Origin of the sequence: Janthinobacterium sp. LS2A (genome assembly GCF_036543145.1) — a bacterium.
In the GTDB taxonomy this organism is placed as follows: domain Bacteria; phylum Pseudomonadota; class Gammaproteobacteria; order Burkholderiales; family Burkholderiaceae_D; genus Janthinobacterium; species Janthinobacterium aestuarii.
Genome location: NZ_JAZHPB010000003.1, coordinates 474409 through 494991, shown reverse-complemented (window position 1 = coordinate 494991; position 20583 = coordinate 474409). Strand labels below are relative to the sequence as shown.

Sequence of the window (20583 nt, the reverse complement as noted above, 5' to 3'; positions counted from 1 at the left end):
ATAGATCCACAGTTTGCGCATAGTTGTGACAGCGCGCCACACTTGCATGGATAGACCTGCAACCATGCTTTAAAAGCAAAAAAAGCAGCGTTTCCGCTGCTTTTTGTCTGTTTTTTGCCGCTACGCCCCTGCGGGGAAGAGCCTCCCCCGCAAGAATCGCCGCCGCAGCTGCCGTGCGCTTAGCGTACCAGCATGTCGAGCTTGTCCTTGACGTCCTTGTATTGCTCGGCTTCCGGCAAGGCAGCTTTCGTCTTGGTGATCGAAGGCCAGTTACGCGCCAGATCGACGTTGATCTTGATGAAGGCTTGCTGGTCGCCCGGCACGTCTTCTTCCGCGAAAATCGCGTTCACCGGGCACTCTGCCACGCAGACGGCGCAGTCAATACATTCGTCCGGATCGATTGCCAGGAAGTTCGGGCCTTCCCGGAAACAATCTACCGGGCAGACATCGACGCAGTCGGTATAGCGACAGGCGATGCAGGATTCGGTGACAACGTGGGTCATAACAGTCCTATCAATTTGGGGGAGGTGCTGTAGCGCCTGCAGGAACCTCGGCGGCGCGTACTAAAGCAAAGCATTGTATTTTAAGGCAATTCGCTATTTCTCACAAATCCCGCTTATATACAATACATATAAGCAAATTCATTTTTTGGCAGTGGCGTTGCCGCGTAGAGCGGGCAATTCAGCGACTATCCGGGACGTTGCGATGAAGAACGCGGCAAGAAAGCGACAGTCGCCCGATGCGGCAGGGTACGGGGCGGGCGGCGCGCTGGCTTGCCGTGTGGTGTTTTTGTTTTACCCAAATCAAGATCGGTAAAAATAAGTGCCAAATCGTGCCGAAACTATCAGGCGCTGGCGCGTATTTGCGTCAGCAATTGCTGCCAACGTGCATTTTCAGCACTGCCATCCTCGGCAAACGTGATGGTGCGCCGCGCGTTGGGCGCGTCGACGGTGATCTGCCAGTGGGGAATATCGGCGCCCACCTGTTCGCCCGCCGCCTGCGCGTGCGTGAAAAAGCCGCTGCTGGCCAGTGCCGCTTCCAGCCCGGGGCCAGCCGGATGGGCTTGCGTATCGATCTCGTACTGTTCACTCAGGCCGGCAAAGCCGCCGCTGCTGCGGGCTGAAATTTTCATGCTGCTCCTTGCTGTTGGGGTGGTGGTGGGACGCGCCACAGCCTGCCGCTCTTCCGGCAGGCCTGGATCGGGCGCGCTGGTGCGCTGCAGTGCTGTTTATTTGGGGCCGTAACTGCGGCACCAGGCGGCCAGGGCTTCGCGCTCCGCTTCGAGCAATTGATCCGACTCGCTGTATTCCGCATGATTCATGGTACCGCAGCAGGCGCGCCTGTCTTGCACAGCGTCGTCTTCGTCGACGACAGCGGGGGCAAATGTCATCTGTCCATCCTCCGTCATGGCATTGGCCTTGAGCACTTCGCGCACGGTAAAGCTGTTGCGGATGAAGTCCAGGTAGGCGCTGTTGCCATCGGTCTCGGCGATCGTCAGCATGTGGCCGGCCACGTCGGCATAGGTGGCGGCCTGGTCGGGCGATGCCACGAGGGCGCGCAGGACGAGGCTGCGCAGGTAGTCGCCGCAGCGGTGCAGCACGGCCGCGTCGTCTTCCAGCTGTGGCTGGCGTTCGTGGGCAAAGATGTCGGCCAGGATGTCGTAGATGGCGCCCGTAAACACTTGCGAGATGGCGTGCACTTCCGTGCCGGCTTCCGATAATTTGATGTCGTTGTCGGCATTGCGCAAGCCGTTGGGACGGCCCAGGGCCAGGCCGAACTGCTCGGCCAGATCAGCCAGAAACGTTTTATCGTGCAGGTCGGATTTCGTTTGTGCGATGACCGCTTCCACCTGGTCCAGCTGCGACAGGGCCAGGAAGATGGCCGTCAGGTCGCCGAACGATTCGTGCAAGCCGCCCGTCTGCGGCGGGTTGTTGCTGAGCAGCCAGTTGGGCTTGAGGCCATCGAGCACGGCGTGCCCTGTTTCATGCGAGACGATGTCGAGCGAGCGGCAGGTGTAGACGCGCTCGGTGGCGCCGCTGGGAATGAAGTCGCCGAACTTGAGCGCCTTGTCGCTGCGGCTGTAATAGGCATTCATGACATTGGGCAAGCCGTGCGGGAACACGCGCAGCGGTGCCGTGTTGCTGGCGCTATTCCATTGCCAGGGCAGGGGCGGCGCCGTGTCGTTGCTGGCCAGCGCGCGCTGGTACATGGTCAATGTCATGCGCACGATGGCAAACGTGTGCACGGCGTCGAACTGGTCGGTGTTGGGCGAAACGATGAAGTCGCCGAAGGCATTCGGACTGACCTGCGCGATGCCCGGTTCGCCGAACGTGACGCGCGCGTCGCGCGGGCCTTGCAGGATCAGACCGGGCAGGAAGGTCTTGCGCGTGCCCAGTTCGCTGACGGACGGGTCCTGCTTCCAGATCAGCACGCGCGAACCGACGGGCACGGCGGCCGCGTTGCGCACCGTGGCCTCGGTCAGGCGGGGCGGCCCCGGCTGCAGAGTCAGTTGCGCATTCTTGCGGTGCTGGCGGTACGGCGCCGAGGGGGTGGGGACATAGCCGACGGGCAGGGACACGCATTTGGTCAGTACGGCTTCGACCGGCACGATGACTTTCTGGTCCATGGTAGCTCTCCAAGACACGCGCAACTGGAACTGGAATAGTCGTCCCGCTTCGGTGTATCCGGTTTGATACGGCGCAAGCGATGCGCGGGAAGGACGGGCTTTTTTAGCCGTCCGGCGCCAGCTTCGGCCGCGCCCGCCGCATGGCGGCTGGTATGATGCTGGCCGTATGGCACCCGTTTTTATAATAAAAGGATCGTTTGATGGCGGATATAAATATAGTTCAGCAACATAAGCTGACGGCGGCAAAGGCGCGCGAAGCGGCGCAGCAAGTGGCCGACAAGCTGGCCCAGGAATATGATTTGGCGTGCGCCTGGGATGGCGATGTGCTGCGCTTCGAGCGCAGCGGCGTCGATGGTTCGCTGACCCTGGAAAAAGAGCAGGCGCAACTGCAAATCAAGCTGGGCTTCATGCTCAGCGCCTTTGCTTCCACTATCGAAGGCAAGATTGCCGAGAAGATGCGCAAGGTGTTTACCGAGCCAGCTTGATGGCGTTTGCCCCGCTTGTCTCGCGCCAAGTTTGGTGGTAAAAATGGCGCTGCGGCGGAAGGCGAAAAGACGACGAAAACACGTCGCTTTTCGCCTTTTTTACGTCTGACTGTACGCTAGCGAACATTGCTAGCACATTTCTATTTGGAAAGCCATTGGACTTTGGCGGCTTTTTGCGTTATACTTGAGTCATATTTACAACAGCTACACCGCGTTTCACCTTCTGCTTCGCAGTACTCTCCACTCGCTCAGTGGTGAATAATTCTTCGGGTTTTACACCCGCATCCAGTTAAAAGTAGCTTGGTCGATTTTTTTCGGTCAAATACATTTGGTGCCATGTATTTGCATGGCGCTAGCGTTGTTAAAAGTCCTGAACCACAGCCTCTTTTAGCACGCACACGGCACCCCGGCACCGGCCTTGGCCATCCGCTGGTCACACGCGTGTCACCCCCTGTTTCCTGTCGCTCCCGTGCGCTTTTTGCGCCGTGGCGTAGCCGACGCAACAGGGTTTGTTGATTCCCGCCGCAAGCTAGCAGGCTTGCTGGGTTTCATTCCATTCGTCAAATCGAGGGAGAACCACATCGTGGCAAAACAAATCATTATCGACCATGTGTTCAAAGTGTTCGGCGACAAGCCAGAAGAAGCACTTGAACTCGTTCATCAAGGCGCCAGCAAGCAGGACATCCTGGCCAAGACAGATTGCACCATCGGCGTTTTCGACGCCACCTTTACCATTGAAGCGGGCGAGATCTTCGTCATCATGGGCCTGTCCGGTTCGGGCAAGTCGACCCTGGTGCGCATGCTGAACCGCCTGATCGAGCCGACGGCCGGCCGCATCCTGATCGACGGCAACGACATCAACACCTTGCCGGATGCCCAGCTGCGGGCTCTGCGCCGCAAGGACATCAGTATGGTGTTCCAGTCGTTCGCGCTGCTGCCGCAAATTACCGTGCTCGACAACACTGCCTTCGGCATGGAACTGGCCGGCATGCCCAAGCCTGAGCGTCATGCGCTGGCCCAGCAAGCGCTGGAACAAGTGGGCCTGGACGGCTACGGCGCCAGCTATCCCGACGAATTGTCGGGCGGCATGCAGCAGCGCGTGGGCCTGGCCCGTGCGCTGGCTTGCGATCCATCGATCCTGCTGATGGATGAAGCGTTTTCCGCGCTCGATCCGATTATTCGTACGGAAATGCAATCGGAACTGCTGCGCCTGCAACAGATCAAGCGCCGCACCATCGTCTTCATTTCGCATGACCTCGATGAAGCCATGCGCATCGGCGACCGCGTCGCCATCATGAAAGACGGCCACGTGGTGCAAGTGGGCACGCCGGAAGAAATCCTGCGCAAACCGGCCAACGATTACGTGCGCAACTTCGTGCGCGGCGTCGATGCGGCGGCCGTGTTCAAGGCCAGCGATATTGCCCGCAAGAGCCAGATCGTCGTGTCCGAGTCGCCGAGCCGCGGCTCGCGCGCCGCGCTGTCGATGCTGGAAGAGCAGGATCGCGCGTTTGCCTACGTCGTCAATCCGCAGCGCAAGTTCCTCGGCGTCGTGTCGGCCGATTCGCTGCGCAGTGCGCTCGACGGCCATGTCGGCCCGCTGGGCCTGGCGCATGCCTATCTGCCCGACGTGCAGACCATCAATGCAGACGAGCCCGTCGCCGGACTGTTCGGCCAGGTGGCGCAACTGCCTTACGCCGTCCCAGTGGTGGCCGATGACGGCAGCTTCCGCGGCGCCATCAGCAAGACGACCTTGCTGAAGTTCCTCGACCGCGATACGCCAGCCATTGCCGAACAACAACAGAAAGGACAAGCATGAATCCAAGCACCGTTTCCACAGTAGAAGCTGTTGTTGAACAGCCGGCCGCGCAAATCAATCCCTGGGCGCTGACGCCGCCGGGCGACACGTCTTGGCTGGATGCGGCCGGACCGGCCGTACAGCCGGAACACGCGGCCTCCGGTTTTCACCTGACGCAGATCTTCGACGGCTCGCTGCCGCTGGAAAGCTGGATCAACCAGGGCCTGGGCTGGGTCGTCGCGCATTTCCGCCCATTCTTCCAAGCCGTACGCGCGCCGATCGACAGCGTGCTGTCCGGCGTGGAAGGCGTGCTCCTGGCGGCCCCGTCGCTGACGGTCATCGCCATCATCGGCTTGCTGGCGTGGCAATTTACCAGCCGCACCTTGGCCATCGGCACCGTGCTGGCGCTGCTGGTCGTGTCGATGCTGGGCATCTGGCCGGAAGCCATGACGACCTTGTCGCTGGTATTGACGTCGCTGGCGTTCTGCCTGGCCATTGGTTTGCCGCTCGGTATTTTCCTTGCCAGCAGCGACCGCGCACAGAATATCCTGCGCCCCTTGCTCGATGCCATGCAGACGACGCCCGCCTTCGTTTATCTGGTACCGGTGGTGATGCTGTTTGGTATCGGTAATGCGCCAGGCGTGATCGTGACGATCATCTTTGCCCTGCCGCCGCTCGTGCGTCTGACCAACCTCGGCATCCGCCAGGTGCGTCCCGACCTGATCGAAGCGGCCCGCGCGTATGGCGCCTCGCCGTGGCAGTTGCTGACCCGCGTGCAGTTCCCGCTGGCCATGCCGTCCATCATGGCCGGTATCAATCAGTCGCTGATGCTGTCGCTGTCGATGGTCGTGATCGCCTCGATGATCGCTGTCGGTGGCCTGGGCCAGATGGTATTGCGCGGCATCGGCCGCCTGGACATGGGCCTGGCAACCGTCGGTGGCCTCGGTATCGTGCTGCTGGCCATCACCCTGGACCGCTTGACGCAAGCGATGGGCCAGCCACGCCGTGGCGTGCGCCACTGGTACCAGACGGGTCCTGCCGGTTTCGTGCTGCGCCTGGTGCGCGGCAACACGGAGAAAAATAATGTTGCACAGCAAGCTACGCTGGCCAACGCACAATAAGAAAGGATTTACATGCATCAAATCGCACATTTCAAAGAGACGCAAAAATCGCAACGCAAGTTCCAGCTGTTTTCCGCCCTGGCGATCGCCGCCATGGCCCTGACCACGAGCCTGGCCATGGCGCAGACGCCGGCCGCACCCGCCGATGCGCTGCCCGGCAAGGGCATCAAGGTGCAGGCGCTGCAAAGCTCGATCGCGGAAGAAACCTTCCAGACCATGCTGGTCGACAAGGCGCTGGAAAAGCTTGGCTACGAAGTGCAGCCGATCAAGGAAGTGGAGTATCCGACCGCGCATATCGCCATTGCCAACGGCGACGCCACCTTCATGGCCGTGCACTGGGACCCGATGCACAAGGATTTCTATAACAATGCGGGCGGCGACGCCAAGCTGTTGCGCACGGGCCAATACGCCGGTCCTGCCGCGCAAGGTTATCTGATCGACAAGGCGACGGCCGAAAAGTACAACATCACGAATATCGACCAGTTGCGCGACCCGAACCTGGCCAAGCTGTTTGACCACGACGGCGATGGCAAGGCCGACTTGACGGGCTGCAACCCCGGCTGGGGCTGCGAAGCGCTGATCGAGAATCACATGGATGCGTATAAATTGCGCGAGACGGTGACGCACGTGCAGGGCAGCTATGCGGCCCTGATTGCCGACACCATGGGGCGCTACAAGCGTGGCGAGCCGATTTTGTACTACACGTGGACGCCGTACTGGGTCAGCGGCGTGCTGGTGCCGGGCAAGGACGTGGTCTGGCTGAAAGTGCCATTCTCGGCCAATCCGGAGAAAGTAAACACGCGTCTGGACAATGGCAGCGACTACGGCTTTGCCGTCAACACGGCGCGCATCGTGTCGAACAAGGCCTGGGCCGAGAAAAACCCGGCGGCTGCGAAGCTGTTCGAAGTGATGCAATTGCCCGTGGCCGACATCAATGCGCAGAACGAACGCATGCGCCGTGGCGAAAACACGCAAGCCGATATCGCGCGCCATACGGCTGGCTGGATCAAGTTCCACCAGCAAAAGTTTGACGGCTGGATCGCGCAAGCGCTGGCAGCGGCGAAAAAGTAAGTTCTAGCGCCGTTTCACCATGAAAGAGTGGCTACCATTTTGGTAGCCACTTTTGCGTTAACGGCCTGTTTTGGTGGTTTTTGGTGAGTTTTTAGCCGTTTTCGGCCAGTTTCAGGTGCAAAATGGGGAAAGGCTTGCCGAACGGGTCGCGTTCGGAGCGGCTTTCCCCGATAAAGCCCTGGTGGAGGTAAAAGCCATGCGCTTGCGTGTTGTGTTCGTTGACATCGACAGCCGTGGCGCCCAGGGCCGCGATGGCGTGCCGCACGAGCGCGCGGCCGGCGCCGCTGCCACGCTGGTCGGGATGTACGAACAGCATCTCGATCTTGGCGTGCTCGACGCACAGGAAGGCATAGGCGACGCCGTCATCGGCGCGCAGCACGTGCAGCAGGCGTTCGGCCGTCACCCTGGCCAGCTCGTCGCGGACGAAAGGCATCAGGAAGGCGATATCGCTATCGGCAAGGAAATCGTGGGTGGCGCGTACGGACAGGTGCCAGACATCGAACAAGCGGGGCAGGTCGGCGGCATGGGCCAGGGAAAGCAGGGAATTCGGTGATGGTGTCATGCAGAAATTATACTGCCCCGGCAGGCGCCGGGGCAGGGAGGGACGATCAGTCCTTCAAGTCTTCGATCAGGTCGATGTATTGTTGCTGCGCATCTTCCTTCGAGGTGCCGGCCAGGGCCGCCCAGGCGTCGAACTTGGCACGGTTGACGAAGTCGGTCATGCCAGGACGCTCGCCCGTGGCGTCGCCGCTCGACGCTTGCTTGAACAAGGCGTAGATTTTCAACAAGGTCATATTGTCCGGACGCTCGGACAGGGTCTTGGAATCGAGCTGCGCTTGTTCGAATTGCTCTTGTAAACTCATGATGGCTCCTGTGTGCTGATGGAATCGCTGGAAAAGTGCGGCAGGCCCGGAGGAGTGGCCACCGTGCGTGCTGCAGTGCCTGACATCATAGTGAAAAAAGCGCGCCGTGCATTAGAGGACACCCTCAAAACAAAAACGCCGCCGCTGAGTGATCAGTGGCGGCGTCTGGCACGGTCCTTGGAACGCAGCCTTCAGCTTCTTATACGCCCAGCAGTTCGACGTCGAAAATCAGGGTGGCGTTCGGTGGAATCACGCCGCCGGCGCCGCGTGCGCCATAGCCCAGTGCCGCAGGGATGATCAGCTGGCGCTTGCCGCCCACTTTCATGCCTTGCACGCCTTCGTCCCAACCCTGGATGACGCGGCCTGCGCCCAGCGGGAATTCGAATGGATCGTTGCGGTCCTTGCTCGAGTCAAATTTCGAACCGGCGCTGCCGTCGTCGTTTTGCAGCCAGCCCGTGTAATGCACGACAACATTGTTGCCGGCTTGCGCTTCAGCGCCTTCGCCAACGACGGTATCGATGTATTGCAGGCCGGAAGCGGTAGTGGTGGTGGTCATGATAATCCTTGTGTAGGCGATGAAAGCTTCAGATTGTAGAGCAATGAGTTGCAAAGCGCCATTCCAGGCCCGGCGCAAGCGAAAACCGGAAATTACGCCGATGTGTGGCTGCCGGTTGTATTTAAGGGGGGATTTCACACAATAAATACAGTGTTCCACGTAAAATGCATGTTTTGTATTTAACAGTGATTTCTTCCATGTTCCGCAGTCTACGCCGCCTTGTTTTTTCCTCGCTGTGCCTGGTTTCCGCAATATCGACGGCGCAAGCCGAAGTGGTGGTGGTGCTCAATTCCCGTGATGCTACGGTGCAACTGCTGGACCAGAAAACCTATGCTCCCCTGTCTACCTTTGCCGTCGGCAAGGAACCGCACCATTTGATGGAGACGCCGGACGGCAAGTCGCTGATCGTCGCCAGTTCCGTCGGCAACGAGCTGATTTTCCTCGATCCTGTCTCGGGCCAGATCCAGCGCCGCATCAGCAACATCCTCGATCCTTACCAAATCGGCTTTTCGCCAGACCAGAAATGGTTCATTTCGAATTCGCTGCGCCTGGACCGCATCGACCTGTACCGCTACGACGGCAAGAACCTGACCCTGGCCAAGCGCATCCCGCTGCCGAAGCTGCCCAGCCACATGGCGTTCACGGCCGACAGCACCATGGCCTTCATCACGCAGCAGGGCAGCAACCAGGTCAGCGCCATCGACCTGGCCACGCAAACCGTCAAATGGACCATGCCTGTCGGCCCCGCGCCGGCCGGTATCACGATGACGCCCGATGGCAAACATTTACTGGTCGGCATCATGGGCAGCGATTACGTGGAAGTGATCGACTGGCGCACGCAAAAGACCGTCAAGCGCATCAAGGCGGGCGCCGGCACGCATAATTTCCGCGCGCTCGGTGACAACCGCATGACGTTCGTCTCGAACCGCGTCTCGAACACCATCAACATCATCGACCAGCAAACCCTGGAAAACGTGGGTACCATCAATGTGCCGGGCGGCCCGGACTGCATGGAAATCACGCCCGATGGCAAGACGATGTGGGTGACCCTGCGCTGGATCAAGAAAGTGGCCGTGATCGACCTGACCACGCGCAAGGTCATCAAGACCATACCGGTGGGCCGATCGCCCCATGGCGTGTATTTCGCCACCCACTCGCCGCGCATGTGATGGCGGGTGTGATGATGAAACACCTGATTCCTGCGGGCCGCGTGTCCGCCATGCTGCTGTGCGCCAGCGCCATGCTGTCCCCCGCGCATGCCGCCGCACCTGCACCAGCAGCACCGGCCCCAGCCGCATCTTCTGCCCCGGCCGCCTGCAAGGGCACGATCTACATGACCTTCGACACGGGCAGCCAGTCGCAAGCGCAACTGATCGCTGAAGTGCTGAACAAACGTCATGTAAAGGCAACCTTCTTCCTGGCTAACGAAAAGACCACGCGCGGCGATTATTCGCTCGATGCCTCGTGGGCGCCGTACTGGAAAGCCCGGGTCGCCGAAGGCCATGCATTCGGCACGCATACGTTTGACCACGTGTACTGGAAGAAGGATCTGGCCAACGGCTTGATCCAGGTCAAGCCCCAGTTCGGCAAGGACGGCGGCAAACTGGCGTCGTTTAGCGATAAGCAGTTCTGCGAGGAATTGCGCCGCGTCGATACGCGCTTCCAGGAACTGACCGGCCACAAGCTCGATCCGTTCTGGCGTGCGCCGGGTGGCTACACCTCGCCGCGCACCCTGGCGGCTGGCAGCGCTTGCGGTTACCAGCATGCGGGCTGGGCGCCGGCGGGGTATTCCGGCGATGAGTTGCCCAGCGATAAGTATCCGAACGCCATGCTGCTGAAAAAAGCGCTTGCGAACTTGCGCAGCGGCGACATTTTCATTTCGCACATGGGCATCTGGTCGCGCAAGGATGCGTGGGCACCCGCCAACCTCGATGCTTTGATTTCCGGCCTGCAAGACAAGGGTTTCTGCTTTGCCACCCTGCGCGAGCACCCTGCCTACGCGCAGAAGAAGGGCCAGCCATGATGGCCGCCGATATCCTCGGCTTCGTCACGCCCGTCATCGATGCCGTGGTCGACGCCTTTGGCGTGGCGCAAGGCTGGCTGTTCCAGACGGTGGTCAATCCCCTCGTGTATCACCTGGGCTTTGGCGAATTCACGGAAGAAGCGTTCGAGGGCACGGAGTGGCTGCTGATCGGCCTGTGCGAACTGGTGCTGCTGTTTCTCGTGCTGCGCCCGCTCGAAGCCCTGATTCCCGCGCAAAAGATCACCGACCCGCGCGCCCGCTGGAACGATTTCATCTACACCGTGCTGCACCGGATCGGCCTGTTTTCTGTCGTCGTCTTCTTCACGCTCGATCCGCTGATGGATGCGCTGGCGGGTGCCTTGCGTTTCGATAATATTCATCCATTCAACCTGGAATCGCTGTTGCCCGGCATCAGTCCCTTGCTCAGTTTTATCATTTATTTTGTGATACTGGACTTCGTCGACTATTGCTACCACCGGGCTTCGCACCATTTCGGCTGGTGGTGGGGCTTGCACAGCCTGCATCACAGCCAGCAAAACATGAACTTGTGGAGCGATGACCGCAACCATCTGCTCGATGACTTCCTGCGCGACGTGGTGATGGCGCTGGTGGCGCTCGGTATCGGCGTGCCGCCGGGCCAGTACGTGCTGCTGGTGTCGGTTTCCCGCATTCTGCAAAGCTTGCAGCACGCGAATGTGAGGATACACTTCGGCCGCATCGGCGAGCGGCTGTTGATCTCGCCCCGTTTCCACCGTACACACCATGCGATCGGCGTGGGACACGAGTCGAAAGGCAAGGGCAGCATGGGCGGTTGCAACTTCGGTGTGGTCTTGCCGATTTGGGATATGCTGCTGGGCACCGCGAATTTCTCGGCCGGCTATGCGCGCACGGGCGTGCGCGACCAGCTGGCCCGTATCGACAGCAAGGGCATGGGCCGGCCGGGACGCGACTATGGCCGCGGCTTCTGGCAGCAGCAATGGCTGGGCCTGCGCCGCATGGTGGAATTTGCAAGAATCAAACGAAAAGGACGCCGTTGATGCGTAATGTGTTGAATTCGTATGGCCGCGCCTTGCTGTCGCAATTGCACGGCAGGATATTGCTGCTGAGCGTGGCGCCGTTCATCCTGTCGCTGGTGCTGTGGGGAGGACTGCTGTATGTGGGCTTGCAGCCGCTGATCGACAGCCTGCATGCGCTGTTCACGCAGTATGATTTCTTCCGCACCAGCGGGCAGGTGCTGTCCACCTTTGGCCTGGGCATGCTGAAAGCCGTGATCGTGCCGCTGATCGCCATGTTCATGCTGCTGCCGCTGATGATCTTGACGGCGCTGATCTTCATGGGCCTGTTCGCCATGCCGGCCATCGGCCGCCATGTGGGCGGGCGGCACTTTCCGCAACTGGACAAGAAGCATGGCGGCAGCCTGCTTGGCAGCGTCGCCACTTCGCTGGCCACGTTCTTGCTGTTCATCATCGCCTGGGTCATCATGCTGCCCCTGTACGCGTTTCCGCCTGCCGCCCTGGTGGGGCAAGCTGTGCTGTGGGGCTGGCTGACCTACCGCGTGATGGCGTATGACGCCATGGCCGACTACGCCAGCGCGGAAGAGCGCCATGCCATCATGCGCACGCAGCGCTGGCCTTTGCTGGCCATCGGCATGGTGTCGGGCGTGGCTGGTGCCGTGCCCGGCATGCTGTGGATGGGTGGCGTGATGTCGGTGGTGTTCTTCCCCTTCCTGGCGGCGTTCGCCATCTGGCTGTATGTGCTGATCTTTATCTTTACGGGTCTGTGGTTCCAGTATTACTGCCTGGAAGCACTGTCGCGTTTGCGGGGCGTACGCGGCATGACCGACGTGGCGCCGGCGGACGCCTGACCATTCTTATCGAATTCTACGAGGGAGCTTCATGGCTATCGGATTGATCATCATTGGCGACGAAATCCTGTCGGGCAAGCGCACGGACCAGCATTTCCCGAAAGTGGTAAGCATGCTCAAGGCGCGGGGCTTGCAGCTGAGCTGGGCGGAATACGTGGGCGACGAGCCGGCCCGCCTGGTCGCCTTGCTCAAGCGCAGCTTTGCCAGCGGCGACATCGTCTTCAGCTTTGGCGGCATCGGCGCCACGCCGGACGACCATACGCGCCAGGCGGCGGCCGATGCGCTGGGTTTGCCTCTGGTGCTGCATCCGCAGGGCAAGCTCAATATCCAGCAACGGATCACGGAAATGGGCGAAGAGGCGGGCGTGCCGGCCGATTTGAACTCGCCGGAAAACCTGCACCGCCTGAAAATGGCGGAATTTGTCGAAGGCGCCGAGCTGATTCCGAATCCGTACAACAAGATTGCCGGCTTTGCCGTGCGCGAGCATTATTTCGTGCCCGGCTTTCCCGTCATGTCCTGGCCCATGATTGAATGGGTGCTCGACACGCATTACCCGCACCTGTTCAATCAGGTGCCGCACGCGGAACATGCCTTGCTCGTGTACGAAACGGCCGAATCGCTGCTGACGCCGCTGATGGTGCGCCTGGAAGCGGAGTTCCCGCTGATCAAGGTGTTCAGCCTGCCCAGCGTGGGCGATGCGCAGACGCGCCGGCATATCGAACTGGGTGTCAAGGGCGAGCCCGCGCAGGCCGAGGCCGCCTTTGCGCAGATGTGCGCCGCGCTCGATACCTTGCAGGCGGAATACACCACCATCTGAGATGCGGCCAGCCCGGCGCTGGCGGCTTTTTCGCTGGCGCTCAGCCCGCTTTGCATCTATGTACGCAAGCGTACATTCCAAGACGTTGTTTTTTTGCGAAAATCTTCAATGAAGCAAGATTTTTGTGTGCGCTCGTCAGTCGTTTTCATGCCGATGTGGTGGAATGGTGAACAGGGGCCTTGCGTGTCAAACGCGGGGTCGCCTGCCTGTGCAGTAGCGTGTTTTTTTGATTCACCGGTATGGACATCATGTTAAGCAAGCTTTGTTGTGACCGGCCCTGGCTGGCCCTCGTCTTATCCCGCGCGGAGCGGTATCGCTACCGCATTTCCCGCGCCGTCCAAACCCAACCTTACCCCAGCATCCCATGAAAGACACAGGCGTCAATCTGGCCGCGCACGAGCGGCCCCCTTCTGATCCACTCCCCGACACGGACGCCGAGGCGCCGCCGCCGGCGAGTCCGCCGAAGAAGCGCCGTTCGCGCATCTGGCCCATCTTTGCCATCATCGTGCTGGCGCTGATCGCCGGCGTGGCGTGGTTCGTCATGCGCGAAGTGCGCACGTCGGCCCTGCAGGCGGAGTTTTTCACGCGCCTGGACCGCCAGCTGGCGTTCAAGGTCGAGCCTGGCCCCGCACCGGCGGGCGCCATCCGCTATCCGCAGCATGGGCCCTACGACGAGCGCCTTGGCTATGCCAGCCTGCCGGACTTCATCACCAAGCTCAACGCCCGCGACTATGCCGTCACGGCGCAGGCGCGCATGTCGCCGAAGATGGTGCAACTGGTCGACCGGGGCATCTTTGCCACGTATCACGAGAAAAACCGCGCCGGACTGAGCATTCTCGATTGCCGCGCCGCGCCTCTGTTCGCGGCCAGCTATCCCGAGCGCATGTTTGACGGCTTTGCCGAAGCGCCGCCCGCGCTCGTGCAAAGCCTGCTCTTCATCGAAAACCGCGAGTTGCTCGACCCGGGCACACCCGAGCGCAATCCGGCTGTGGAATGGGACCGCCTGAGCAAGGCTGTCCTCGACAAGGCGCTGAACCTGTTCGGCGGCCACCGCAGTGGCGGCGGCAGCACCCTGGCCACGCAGATTGAAAAATACCGGCATTCGGAAGATGGCCGCACCAGTTCCATGCAGGACAAGCTGCTGCAGATGATTTCGGCCAGCCTGCGCTCGTACCAGGATGGCGAAAACACCATGGAAGCGCGGCGCAGGATCGTCGTCAATTACCTGAACACCGTGCCGCTGTCGGCAAAGAGCGGCTTTGGCGAAGTCAACGGCATCGGCGACGGCATGTGGGTCTGGTATGGCCGTCCATTTGCCGAAGTGAAAACTTTGCTCAAAGGTAAGATGGACCAGCCGGGCAGCGCGCTGGCCTACAAGCAGGCGCTGAGTTTGCTGATCGCGCAGCGCCGTCCTTCGCATTACCTGGTGGCCGGCGGTGCCGACCTGGAAGAATTGACCAACAGCCATCTGCGTCTGCTGGCGCAAGCGGGCGTGATTTCGCCGCAGCTGCGCGATGCGGCCATCGCCGAAAAGCTGCGTCCGTCGACGGCCTCGGGCGTGCAATCGGAAGCGTCGACCTCGTTTGTCACGCGCAAGGCCTCGAATGCCGTGCGCAATCACCTGGCCAGCATGCTCGGTGATCCGCGCCTGTACAATCTCGACCGCCTGGACCTGAAAGTGGTCAGCACGCTCGACGCGCAGGCGCAAAACGCCGTCACCAAGGTCTTGCGCGAGCTGCGCGACCCGGAAGTGGCGAAGGCGGCCGGCCTGACGGGCAAGGGCATGCTGGGCAATGGCGACCCGGCCAATGTGGTCTACAGCTTTACCTTGCTGCAAAAGGGCGACCAGGCCAACTTGCTGCGCGTGCAGACCGATAACTACGACCAGCCGCTCGACATCAACGAGGGCGCCAAGCTGGACTTGGGTTCCACGGCCAAGCTGCGCACCCTGGTCACGTATATGGACATCATCGACCAGCTGCACCAGCGCTACAGCGGCATGGGCGCCGCCGAGCTGGGCAAGATCGCCGTCGATCCGAAGGACATGCTGTCGCAGTGGGCGATTGCCTATCTGAAACCGTTGGCGCTCGGCGAGGCGCGCAACCTGCCTACCATGCTGGCGGCCGCCATGGAGCGCAAATATTCGGGCAACCCGGGCGAAGGCTTCTTCACGGGCGGCGGCTTGCACCATTTCGGCAACTTCTCCAAGCTCGACGACAGCCGCATCATGACGGTGCAGCAGGCGCTGCGCCAGTCGACCAACCTGGTGTTCGTGCGCTTGATGCGCGACGTGGCCCGCTACTACATGTTTTCGCGCCCCGACTCCTCGGCCTCGCTGCTGGCGGACGCCGACGATCCGCGCCGGGCCCAGTACCTGAGCCGTTTTGCCGACAAGGAAGGGCGCGAGTTCCTGCACCGCTTCTACCAGAAGTACCGTGGCAAGAGCGTCGACGAGCAGGAAAAAATCCTGCTGGCCAGCATCCGCCCGACACCAGTGCGCCTGGCCAATATCTTCCGCACCGTCAATCCGAAGGGGACTGTCGCGGAATTCGGCGATTTCCTCAACGCCAACCTGACGTCGCAAAACGAAGTGCCGCCCGAGCGCGTGGCCAAGATGTACCAGCAGTACGCGATGGAAAACTGGTCGCTGGCCGACCGCGGCTACCTGGCCAACGTGCATCCGCTGGAACTGTGGATGGTGGCGTACCTGCGCCAGCACGAAGGCTCGACACTGTCGCAGATGGTGGCGGCCAGCGAGAAGGAGCGCCAGGAAGTGTATAAATGGCTGTTCAATACGCACCGCAAGCATGCGCAGGATCGTCGCATCGCCAACTTGCTGGAAGTGGAAGGTTTCCTGGAAATCCACCGCCAGTGGAAGAAGATGGGCTATCCGTTTGATTCGCTCGTGCCGTCGTATGCGACGACCCTGGGCGCGTCGGCCGACCGTCCCGCCGCGCTGGCCGAGTTGATGGGCATCATCATCAACGATGGTGTGCGCAAACCGAGCGTGCGCATCGATTCCATGCATTTCGCGGCCAATACGCCGTATGACACGATGGTCAAGCGGGGCAGCAAGGTGGAAGCGGAGCAAGTGTTGTCGCCGGACGTGGCGCGCGCCGTTGCCAAGGCCATTCGCGAAGTGGTGTCGGACGGCACGGCGAAACGGGCGAAGACGGCGTTTGTCGGCGCTGACGGCGTGCCGATCCCGATGGGCGGGAAGACGGGCACGGGCGACCAGCGTTTCGACGTCTATGGCGCTGGCGGCCGTCTGATCGAGTCGCGCTACGTGAATCGTTCCGCCACGTTCGTGTTCAATATCGGCGAGCGCTTCTACGGCAGCATGACGGCATACGTGCGCGGACCGGAATCGAAGAACTACGATTTCACGAGCGCCTTGCCCGTGCAACTGCTGGTGTCGCTGGCGCCAAGCCTGATGCCGTTGATCGAAGCGCCTGCGCCGGCTGAAGGCGTGGCGAAACAGTGCACGAATTAGCCGCTGGCAGGTAGTTGTAGCAAAACGCCGGCGTTCGCGCCGGCGTTTTTTTTAGCCGGCAAACACGGCCGTCTTGTCCGCCAGACGCGCGTGATAAGCGGCGATGGCAGGGTAGCCAGGACGCTGCAGCGGCGCCATCAGCCAGCGCTTGACGGACAGGCCCAGCATGATGTCGGCCAAGGTGAACGTTTCGCCGCAGACGAAGGCACCCGTGCGCTGCAGCTGCTGTTCCAGCACGCCCATCATCTTGTTCCAGCCGGCAATGCCGGCCGCCAGCTGCGCCGCATCCTGGTGTGCCGGGCTCTGGCGCACCAGCGACATGAAGGCGTAGCGCCAGCTGTTGTTGAGGTCGCCCATTTGCCAATCCATCCATTTTTCCACTTCCGCGCGGGCGCGGGGCGTGCTTGGCAGCAAGTCGTCGCGGCCCGCCTGGGCGCACAGGTAGCGGCATATCGTGTTCGATTCCCACAGCACCAGGTCGCCATCGAGCAGCACGGGCACCATGGCGTTCGGGTTCAAGGCCAGGAAAGCCGGGTCGTCGGTGCTGCGAAAGCCGCTGCCCCAGTCTTCGCGTTCGTACGGCAGGTCGAGTTCCTCGCACGTCCACAGGACCTTGCGGACATTGATCGAGGCAGCTTTTCCAAGAATTTTCAGCATGCGGGGCTCCATAAGGCAGGTGGTTAATCTGTCACTGTAGCGGATTTGGCCAACCCGCGCATGTGAAAGTGCCTTGCATAGTTGAGGTTTTCTTGGCATCGTAGCCACCCATGAAACCTATGCGCCACCACATGTCCAAAATCCTCGCGTTCAGCCGCTTTTCCGTGCGCGATTTCCTCGCCACCGCCGGCCCCACCTTGCTGCTGGTCGGCGCGTTTTGCGCGCTTGCTTACTGGCTGGTCGACCCGGCGCCGCCGCGCCAGGTAAGCCTGTCGACAGGGCAGGACAATAGCGCGTATGAAGAATTCGGCAAAAAATATGTGGCCACCCTGGCGAAGCACGGCATCAAGGTGACCTTGCAGCCGTCGCTGGGTTCGCAGGACAACCTGCAGCGGTTAAATAGCGGCAAGACCGATATCGCCTTCGTGCAAAGCGGCTCGACGGAGCACGAGGATGCCGAGCGCCACGGCCTGATTTCCCTGGGCAGCCTGTTTACGGAACCCGTCTGGCTGTTTATGCGCGAAGACAAGGCGGTGACGGAGCTGGCGCAATTGAAGGGCATGAAGATCAACCTGGGACCGGAAGGCACGGGCGTGCCCGGCCTGTTCCGGCAATTGCTGTCCGTTAATGGCGTGGAGGCGAACGAGCTGACGGTGAGCGACTTGCAAAACACGCCTGCCACGGTGGAGCTGCTGGAAGGGCGCATCGACGGCCTCGTGTTCAGCTCGGCCCCGGAAGCGCCGCTGATCCAGATGCTGCTGCAAACGCCGGGCATCAAGCTGTTTGATTTTTCGCAAGCGGAGGCGTACACGCGGCGTTTGCCTTTCCTCACGCATGTCGTCTTGCCGCGCGGCATAGTCGACCTGGGGCAGAACATTCCCGCCCAGGATTATCATCTGATCGCGCCGACAGCCACCTTAGTCGCGCGCGAAGACTTGCATCCGGCCTTGGTCGACCTGTTCGTGCAGGCGGCGGCCCGCATCCATGGCGGCACGGGATGGTTCCAGCAGCAGGGGCAGTTCCCGTCCGCGCGCTACACGGAAATTCCCGTGGCACCGGAAGCGCTGAAATTCTACAAGGATGGCGCGCCCGTGCTGCAGCGCTATATGAGTTTCTGGCTGGCCAATTTCTTTGACCGCATGTGGGTGCTGGTAGTGGCCTTGGGCGCCTTGATCCTGCCCCTGTCGCGCGTGGTGCCGCCGCTGTACGTATGGCGCATCCGCTCGCGCGTGTACCGCTGGTATGGCCAGTTGCGCACGGTCGAGCAGGCGCTGGAGGACGTGCCGCCAGAGCAGCGCGCGCAAGTGTATGCGGCGCAATTGAAGCGGCTCGACCAGATCGAGGAGATGGTCAACCAGATCTCGATTCCCCTGTCGTTTGCCGATGGGTTGTATGGCTTGCGCAGCCACATCAATTTCGTGCGCAAGCGCATTCTGTCCCTGATGGGCGAGCATTCAGCAGTCGAGGCTGGCGAGCCGGCCTGAGCGATTAACTCGCTTAACAACGCCTAACAAAACCGTAGCGAGCGGAAGGAAGTTGTGGTTGAGAAGCGCAGCTGTACGAAGGTACAGTGAGCATCGCAGACCGCAAATTACGACGCGTAGTAGGTTTTTGATAGGCGTACTAAATGAGGGTGATTGACAGCTTGCGTCCGACCAGCGCGGCGGCCCGCTCCAGGGTCGACACGGTCACGTCGCTGCTGGGGTCGAGCAGGCGGTCGAGCTGCGAGCGGCTCGTCTGCAGCAGGGCCGCCATGCGCGTCTTCGACATCGATTGTTCCTGCATCGCCTGCGTCAGTTGCCAGGCGATCACTTCCTTGATGGCGCGGTTTTGCGTTTGCTCGAAAATGCCTTCTTCCTTGAGGAAGTCGTCGAGACTGCTGCCGAGGTGGGGAGCGGTGGCGTTCATGTCAGTTCCTTGTAGCGTTTGCGGGCCAGCGCCAGGTCGTCATCGGGCGTGGCGCGGGTTTTCTTGATAAAGCCGTGCAGCGCCACCAGGCAGTCGCCGTGATGGCAGATCAGTACGCGGGCGATGCGGTTGCCGGGCAGGCTGCTGCGTACTTCCGACAATCCTTGCCCCAGATGGCGGCACAGGGGCATGCCCACGGGCCAGCGCCATTGCGCATGCATCAAGTCTTGTCCGATCACATGGCGCTCTTCGATGGGCAACGATTTGAGCCAGTCGCGCACGGGTTCGCCGCCATTGCCGTTCGCATAGAACAGCAGGGTCATTTGGCGCAAGCCGGAAGCATCCATGACGCACCTCTACGTTGTACTATATAAGGTACACATTCGCAAGGAGAATTTGCGCCGCTCTTGAAAAATCGGGCGCGTATGGATGGTTGTAGCCGATAGCGGACCGCAGGGTGGCCCGCCAGATCAAACACGGTTCAGATAGTCAGGCGGCCAGCGTCAGGCACCCAGCCACGGCAACCCCGCCTTGCACCAGCCGCCGATCTGCTTGCGGTGGCCGTCGGCGTCCTTGTCGCCCTCAAAACCTTCGAGGATGTCGAAGCAGTTCAGGTAACCGTGCTCGGTCGCCAGCTTGGCGGCATGGCGCGAACGCACGCCGGAGCGGCACAGGAACAGCAGCACCTCGTCCTTGCCGGCCTGGGCGCCCAGTTGCGCGAGGAAATCGGCATTCGGCACGCCACCGGGGTAGGTGGCCCACTGCACCGCTCCATGCTGGGTATCGGCGATATCGACCCGCCCCACCCAGTCGCGCTCGGCATTCGTGCGCACGTCGATGAGCTTGACGGCGGGATCGCCCTGCAGCAGGTCGTATGCTTCCTGCGGCGTGACGGCGCCGGCATACGGCGTACCTTCATTGGCCCGGCTGCGGGCGGTGGTCAGGATGTCGGCGGCGGTGGTCATGGCGTCCTCGATGAAAGTGGGCAGGTGTGGTCGATTATAGTGCGCCGTCGGCGCCCCGCAAACGGGAAATCACGGTGCACGGTGCATGCACCACAATGAGGCATTTTTCAAGAATTGGTACAAAATGCACGATAATGGTGCGTTATTCGTTTTTTGCACTTGCATAGTGCATTCTTGATTTGACGCAAACCCAGCATGAAAATCGCGGGCAGGAAAACTTTCACTGGCATGGCCGGGTTTTGACCTGGGCGGCGACATCCCACCAGAGGCTGGCATGGAATCTGCTATGATCCTTATGAGTTTTGGTGGCACGCAATGTTTGCTTCGCTTCATCAGCCC

At 61.1% G+C, this 20583-nt stretch carries 21 protein-coding genes; 11 read left to right on the top strand and 10 right to left on the bottom strand.

The genetic code is table 11. The annotated features are described in order from the left end of the window. Positions 1–179: 179 nt before the first annotated feature. The 3 genes from fdxA to V3C40_RS12350 form a co-directional block, all read right to left on the bottom strand. Entirely contained in the window at positions 180–503 is a 324-nt protein-coding gene (gene fdxA / locus V3C40_RS12360; protein ID WP_010395176.1) for a ferredoxin FdxA, read from the bottom strand. 341 nt (positions 504–844) lie between these two features. Further along, positions 845–1132, bottom strand: coding sequence for a protealysin inhibitor emfourin (locus tag V3C40_RS12355; protein WP_034754675.1), 288 nt, complete (start codon positions 1130–1132; stop codon positions 845–847). A 96-nt stretch (positions 1133–1228) separates the two neighbouring features. After that, the gene (locus V3C40_RS12350; RefSeq protein ID WP_219330049.1) at positions 1229–2626 is read right to left on the bottom strand and encodes a hypothetical protein; all 1398 of its coding nucleotides are present in this window, start codon (positions 2624–2626) and stop codon (positions 1229–1231) included. Positions 2627–2826: 200 nt separating this feature from the next. On the opposite strand from V3C40_RS12350, the gene V3C40_RS12345 reads away from it, so the two are divergent. From V3C40_RS12345 to proX, 4 genes are all read left to right on the top strand, one after another. After that, positions 2827–3111, top strand: a complete 285-nt coding sequence (locus tag V3C40_RS12345; RefSeq protein WP_034760280.1) for a polyhydroxyalkanoic acid system family protein — start codon at positions 2827–2829, stop codon at positions 3109–3111. 583 nt (positions 3112–3694) lie between these two features. Further along, positions 3695–4927 carry a glycine betaine/L-proline ABC transporter ATP-binding protein ProV gene (gene proV / locus V3C40_RS12340; protein WP_034760513.1) on the top strand — a complete coding sequence of 411 codons (1233 nt, stop codon included), beginning with the start codon at positions 3695–3697 and terminating at the stop codon, positions 4925–4927. Further along, a complete protein-coding gene (gene proW, locus V3C40_RS12335; protein WP_070303355.1) occupies positions 4924–6027 on the top strand; it encodes a glycine betaine/L-proline ABC transporter permease ProW in 1104 nt (367 codons plus the stop codon). The genes proV and proW overlap by 4 nt, the downstream gene beginning before the upstream one ends. Positions 6028–6039: 12 nt before the next feature. Next, on the top strand, positions 6040–7098 hold the full coding sequence (gene proX, locus V3C40_RS12330) for a glycine betaine/L-proline ABC transporter substrate-binding protein ProX (protein ID WP_070303354.1): 1059 nt from the start codon (positions 6040–6042) through the stop codon (positions 7096–7098). A gap of 91 nt (positions 7099–7189) precedes the next feature. Here the strand turns inward: proX and V3C40_RS12325 are convergent, their stop codons facing one another. The 3 genes from V3C40_RS12325 to V3C40_RS12315 all read right to left on the bottom strand — a co-directional run bounded on the left by V3C40_RS12325 (position 7190) and on the right by V3C40_RS12315 (position 8517). Continuing rightward, on the bottom strand, positions 7190–7660 hold the full coding sequence (locus tag V3C40_RS12325; RefSeq protein ID WP_331777570.1) for a GNAT family N-acetyltransferase: 471 nt from the start codon (positions 7658–7660) through the stop codon (positions 7190–7192). A gap of 46 nt (positions 7661–7706) precedes the next feature. Next, a complete protein-coding gene (locus V3C40_RS12320) occupies positions 7707–7961 on the bottom strand; it encodes an acyl-CoA-binding protein (protein ID WP_034760268.1) in 255 nt (84 codons plus the stop codon). Between the two features lie 199 nt (positions 7962–8160). After that, the gene (locus V3C40_RS12315; RefSeq protein ID WP_034760263.1) at positions 8161–8517 is read right to left on the bottom strand and encodes an FKBP-type peptidyl-prolyl cis-trans isomerase; all 357 of its coding nucleotides are present in this window, start codon (positions 8515–8517) and stop codon (positions 8161–8163) included. A gap of 197 nt (positions 8518–8714) precedes the next feature. Here V3C40_RS12315 and V3C40_RS12310 point away from each other — a divergent pair, with 197 nt between their 5' ends. From V3C40_RS12310 to V3C40_RS12285, 6 genes are all read left to right on the top strand, one after another. Further along, complete coding sequence (locus V3C40_RS12310; RefSeq protein WP_034760259.1) at positions 8715–9686, top strand: YVTN family beta-propeller repeat protein; 972 nt, start codon at positions 8715–8717, stop codon at positions 9684–9686. Positions 9687–9736: 50 nt separating this feature from the next. Continuing rightward, positions 9737–10540 carry a polysaccharide deacetylase family protein gene (locus V3C40_RS12305; RefSeq protein ID WP_442907256.1) on the top strand — a complete coding sequence of 268 codons (804 nt, stop codon included), beginning with the start codon at positions 9737–9739 and terminating at the stop codon, positions 10538–10540. Next, positions 10537–11577, top strand: a complete 1041-nt coding sequence (locus tag V3C40_RS12300; RefSeq protein WP_442907249.1) for a sterol desaturase family protein — start codon at positions 10537–10539, stop codon at positions 11575–11577. The genes V3C40_RS12305 and V3C40_RS12300 overlap by 4 nt, the downstream gene beginning before the upstream one ends. After that, entirely contained in the window at positions 11577–12404 is an 828-nt protein-coding gene (locus V3C40_RS12295) for an EI24 domain-containing protein (protein ID WP_034760257.1), read from the top strand. Before V3C40_RS12300 ends, V3C40_RS12295 begins: the two co-directional genes overlap by 1 nt. A 31-nt stretch (positions 12405–12435) precedes the next feature. Beyond that, positions 12436–13221: a competence/damage-inducible protein A gene (locus V3C40_RS12290; protein WP_072454280.1), complete on the top strand. Its 786-nt coding sequence runs from the start codon at positions 12436–12438 to the stop codon at positions 13219–13221. Between the two features lie 364 nt (positions 13222–13585). Next, entirely contained in the window at positions 13586–16714 is a 3129-nt protein-coding gene (locus tag V3C40_RS12285) for a transglycosylase domain-containing protein (RefSeq protein ID WP_331777569.1), read from the top strand. A 51-nt stretch (positions 16715–16765) separates the two neighbouring features. Here V3C40_RS12285 and V3C40_RS12280 read toward each other — a convergent pair whose 3' ends face one another. Then, the gene (locus V3C40_RS12280) at positions 16766–17371 is read right to left on the bottom strand and encodes a glutathione S-transferase family protein (RefSeq protein ID WP_331777568.1); all 606 of its coding nucleotides are present in this window, start codon (positions 17369–17371) and stop codon (positions 16766–16768) included. A 131-nt stretch (positions 17372–17502) separates the two neighbouring features. Between V3C40_RS12280 and V3C40_RS12275 the strand changes: the two genes are divergently transcribed. Next, positions 17503–18855: a TAXI family TRAP transporter solute-binding subunit gene (locus V3C40_RS12275; RefSeq protein WP_331777567.1), complete on the top strand. Its 1353-nt coding sequence runs from the start codon at positions 17503–17505 to the stop codon at positions 18853–18855. Between the two features lie 139 nt (positions 18856–18994). Here the strand turns inward: V3C40_RS12275 and V3C40_RS12270 are convergent, their stop codons facing one another. The 3 genes from V3C40_RS12270 to V3C40_RS12260 all read right to left on the bottom strand — a co-directional run bounded on the left by V3C40_RS12270 (position 18995) and on the right by V3C40_RS12260 (position 20244). Next, complete coding sequence (locus tag V3C40_RS12270; protein WP_034760245.1) at positions 18995–19279, bottom strand: XRE family transcriptional regulator; 285 nt, start codon at positions 19277–19279, stop codon at positions 18995–18997. After that, a complete protein-coding gene (locus V3C40_RS12265) occupies positions 19276–19626 on the bottom strand; it encodes a type II toxin-antitoxin system RelE/ParE family toxin (protein WP_331777566.1) in 351 nt (116 codons plus the stop codon). The genes V3C40_RS12270 and V3C40_RS12265 overlap by 4 nt, the downstream gene beginning before the upstream one ends. Positions 19627–19782: 156 nt before the next feature. Beyond that, complete coding sequence (locus tag V3C40_RS12260; protein WP_331777565.1) at positions 19783–20244, bottom strand: rhodanese-like domain-containing protein; 462 nt, start codon at positions 20242–20244, stop codon at positions 19783–19785. Positions 20245–20583: the final 339 nt, after the last annotated feature.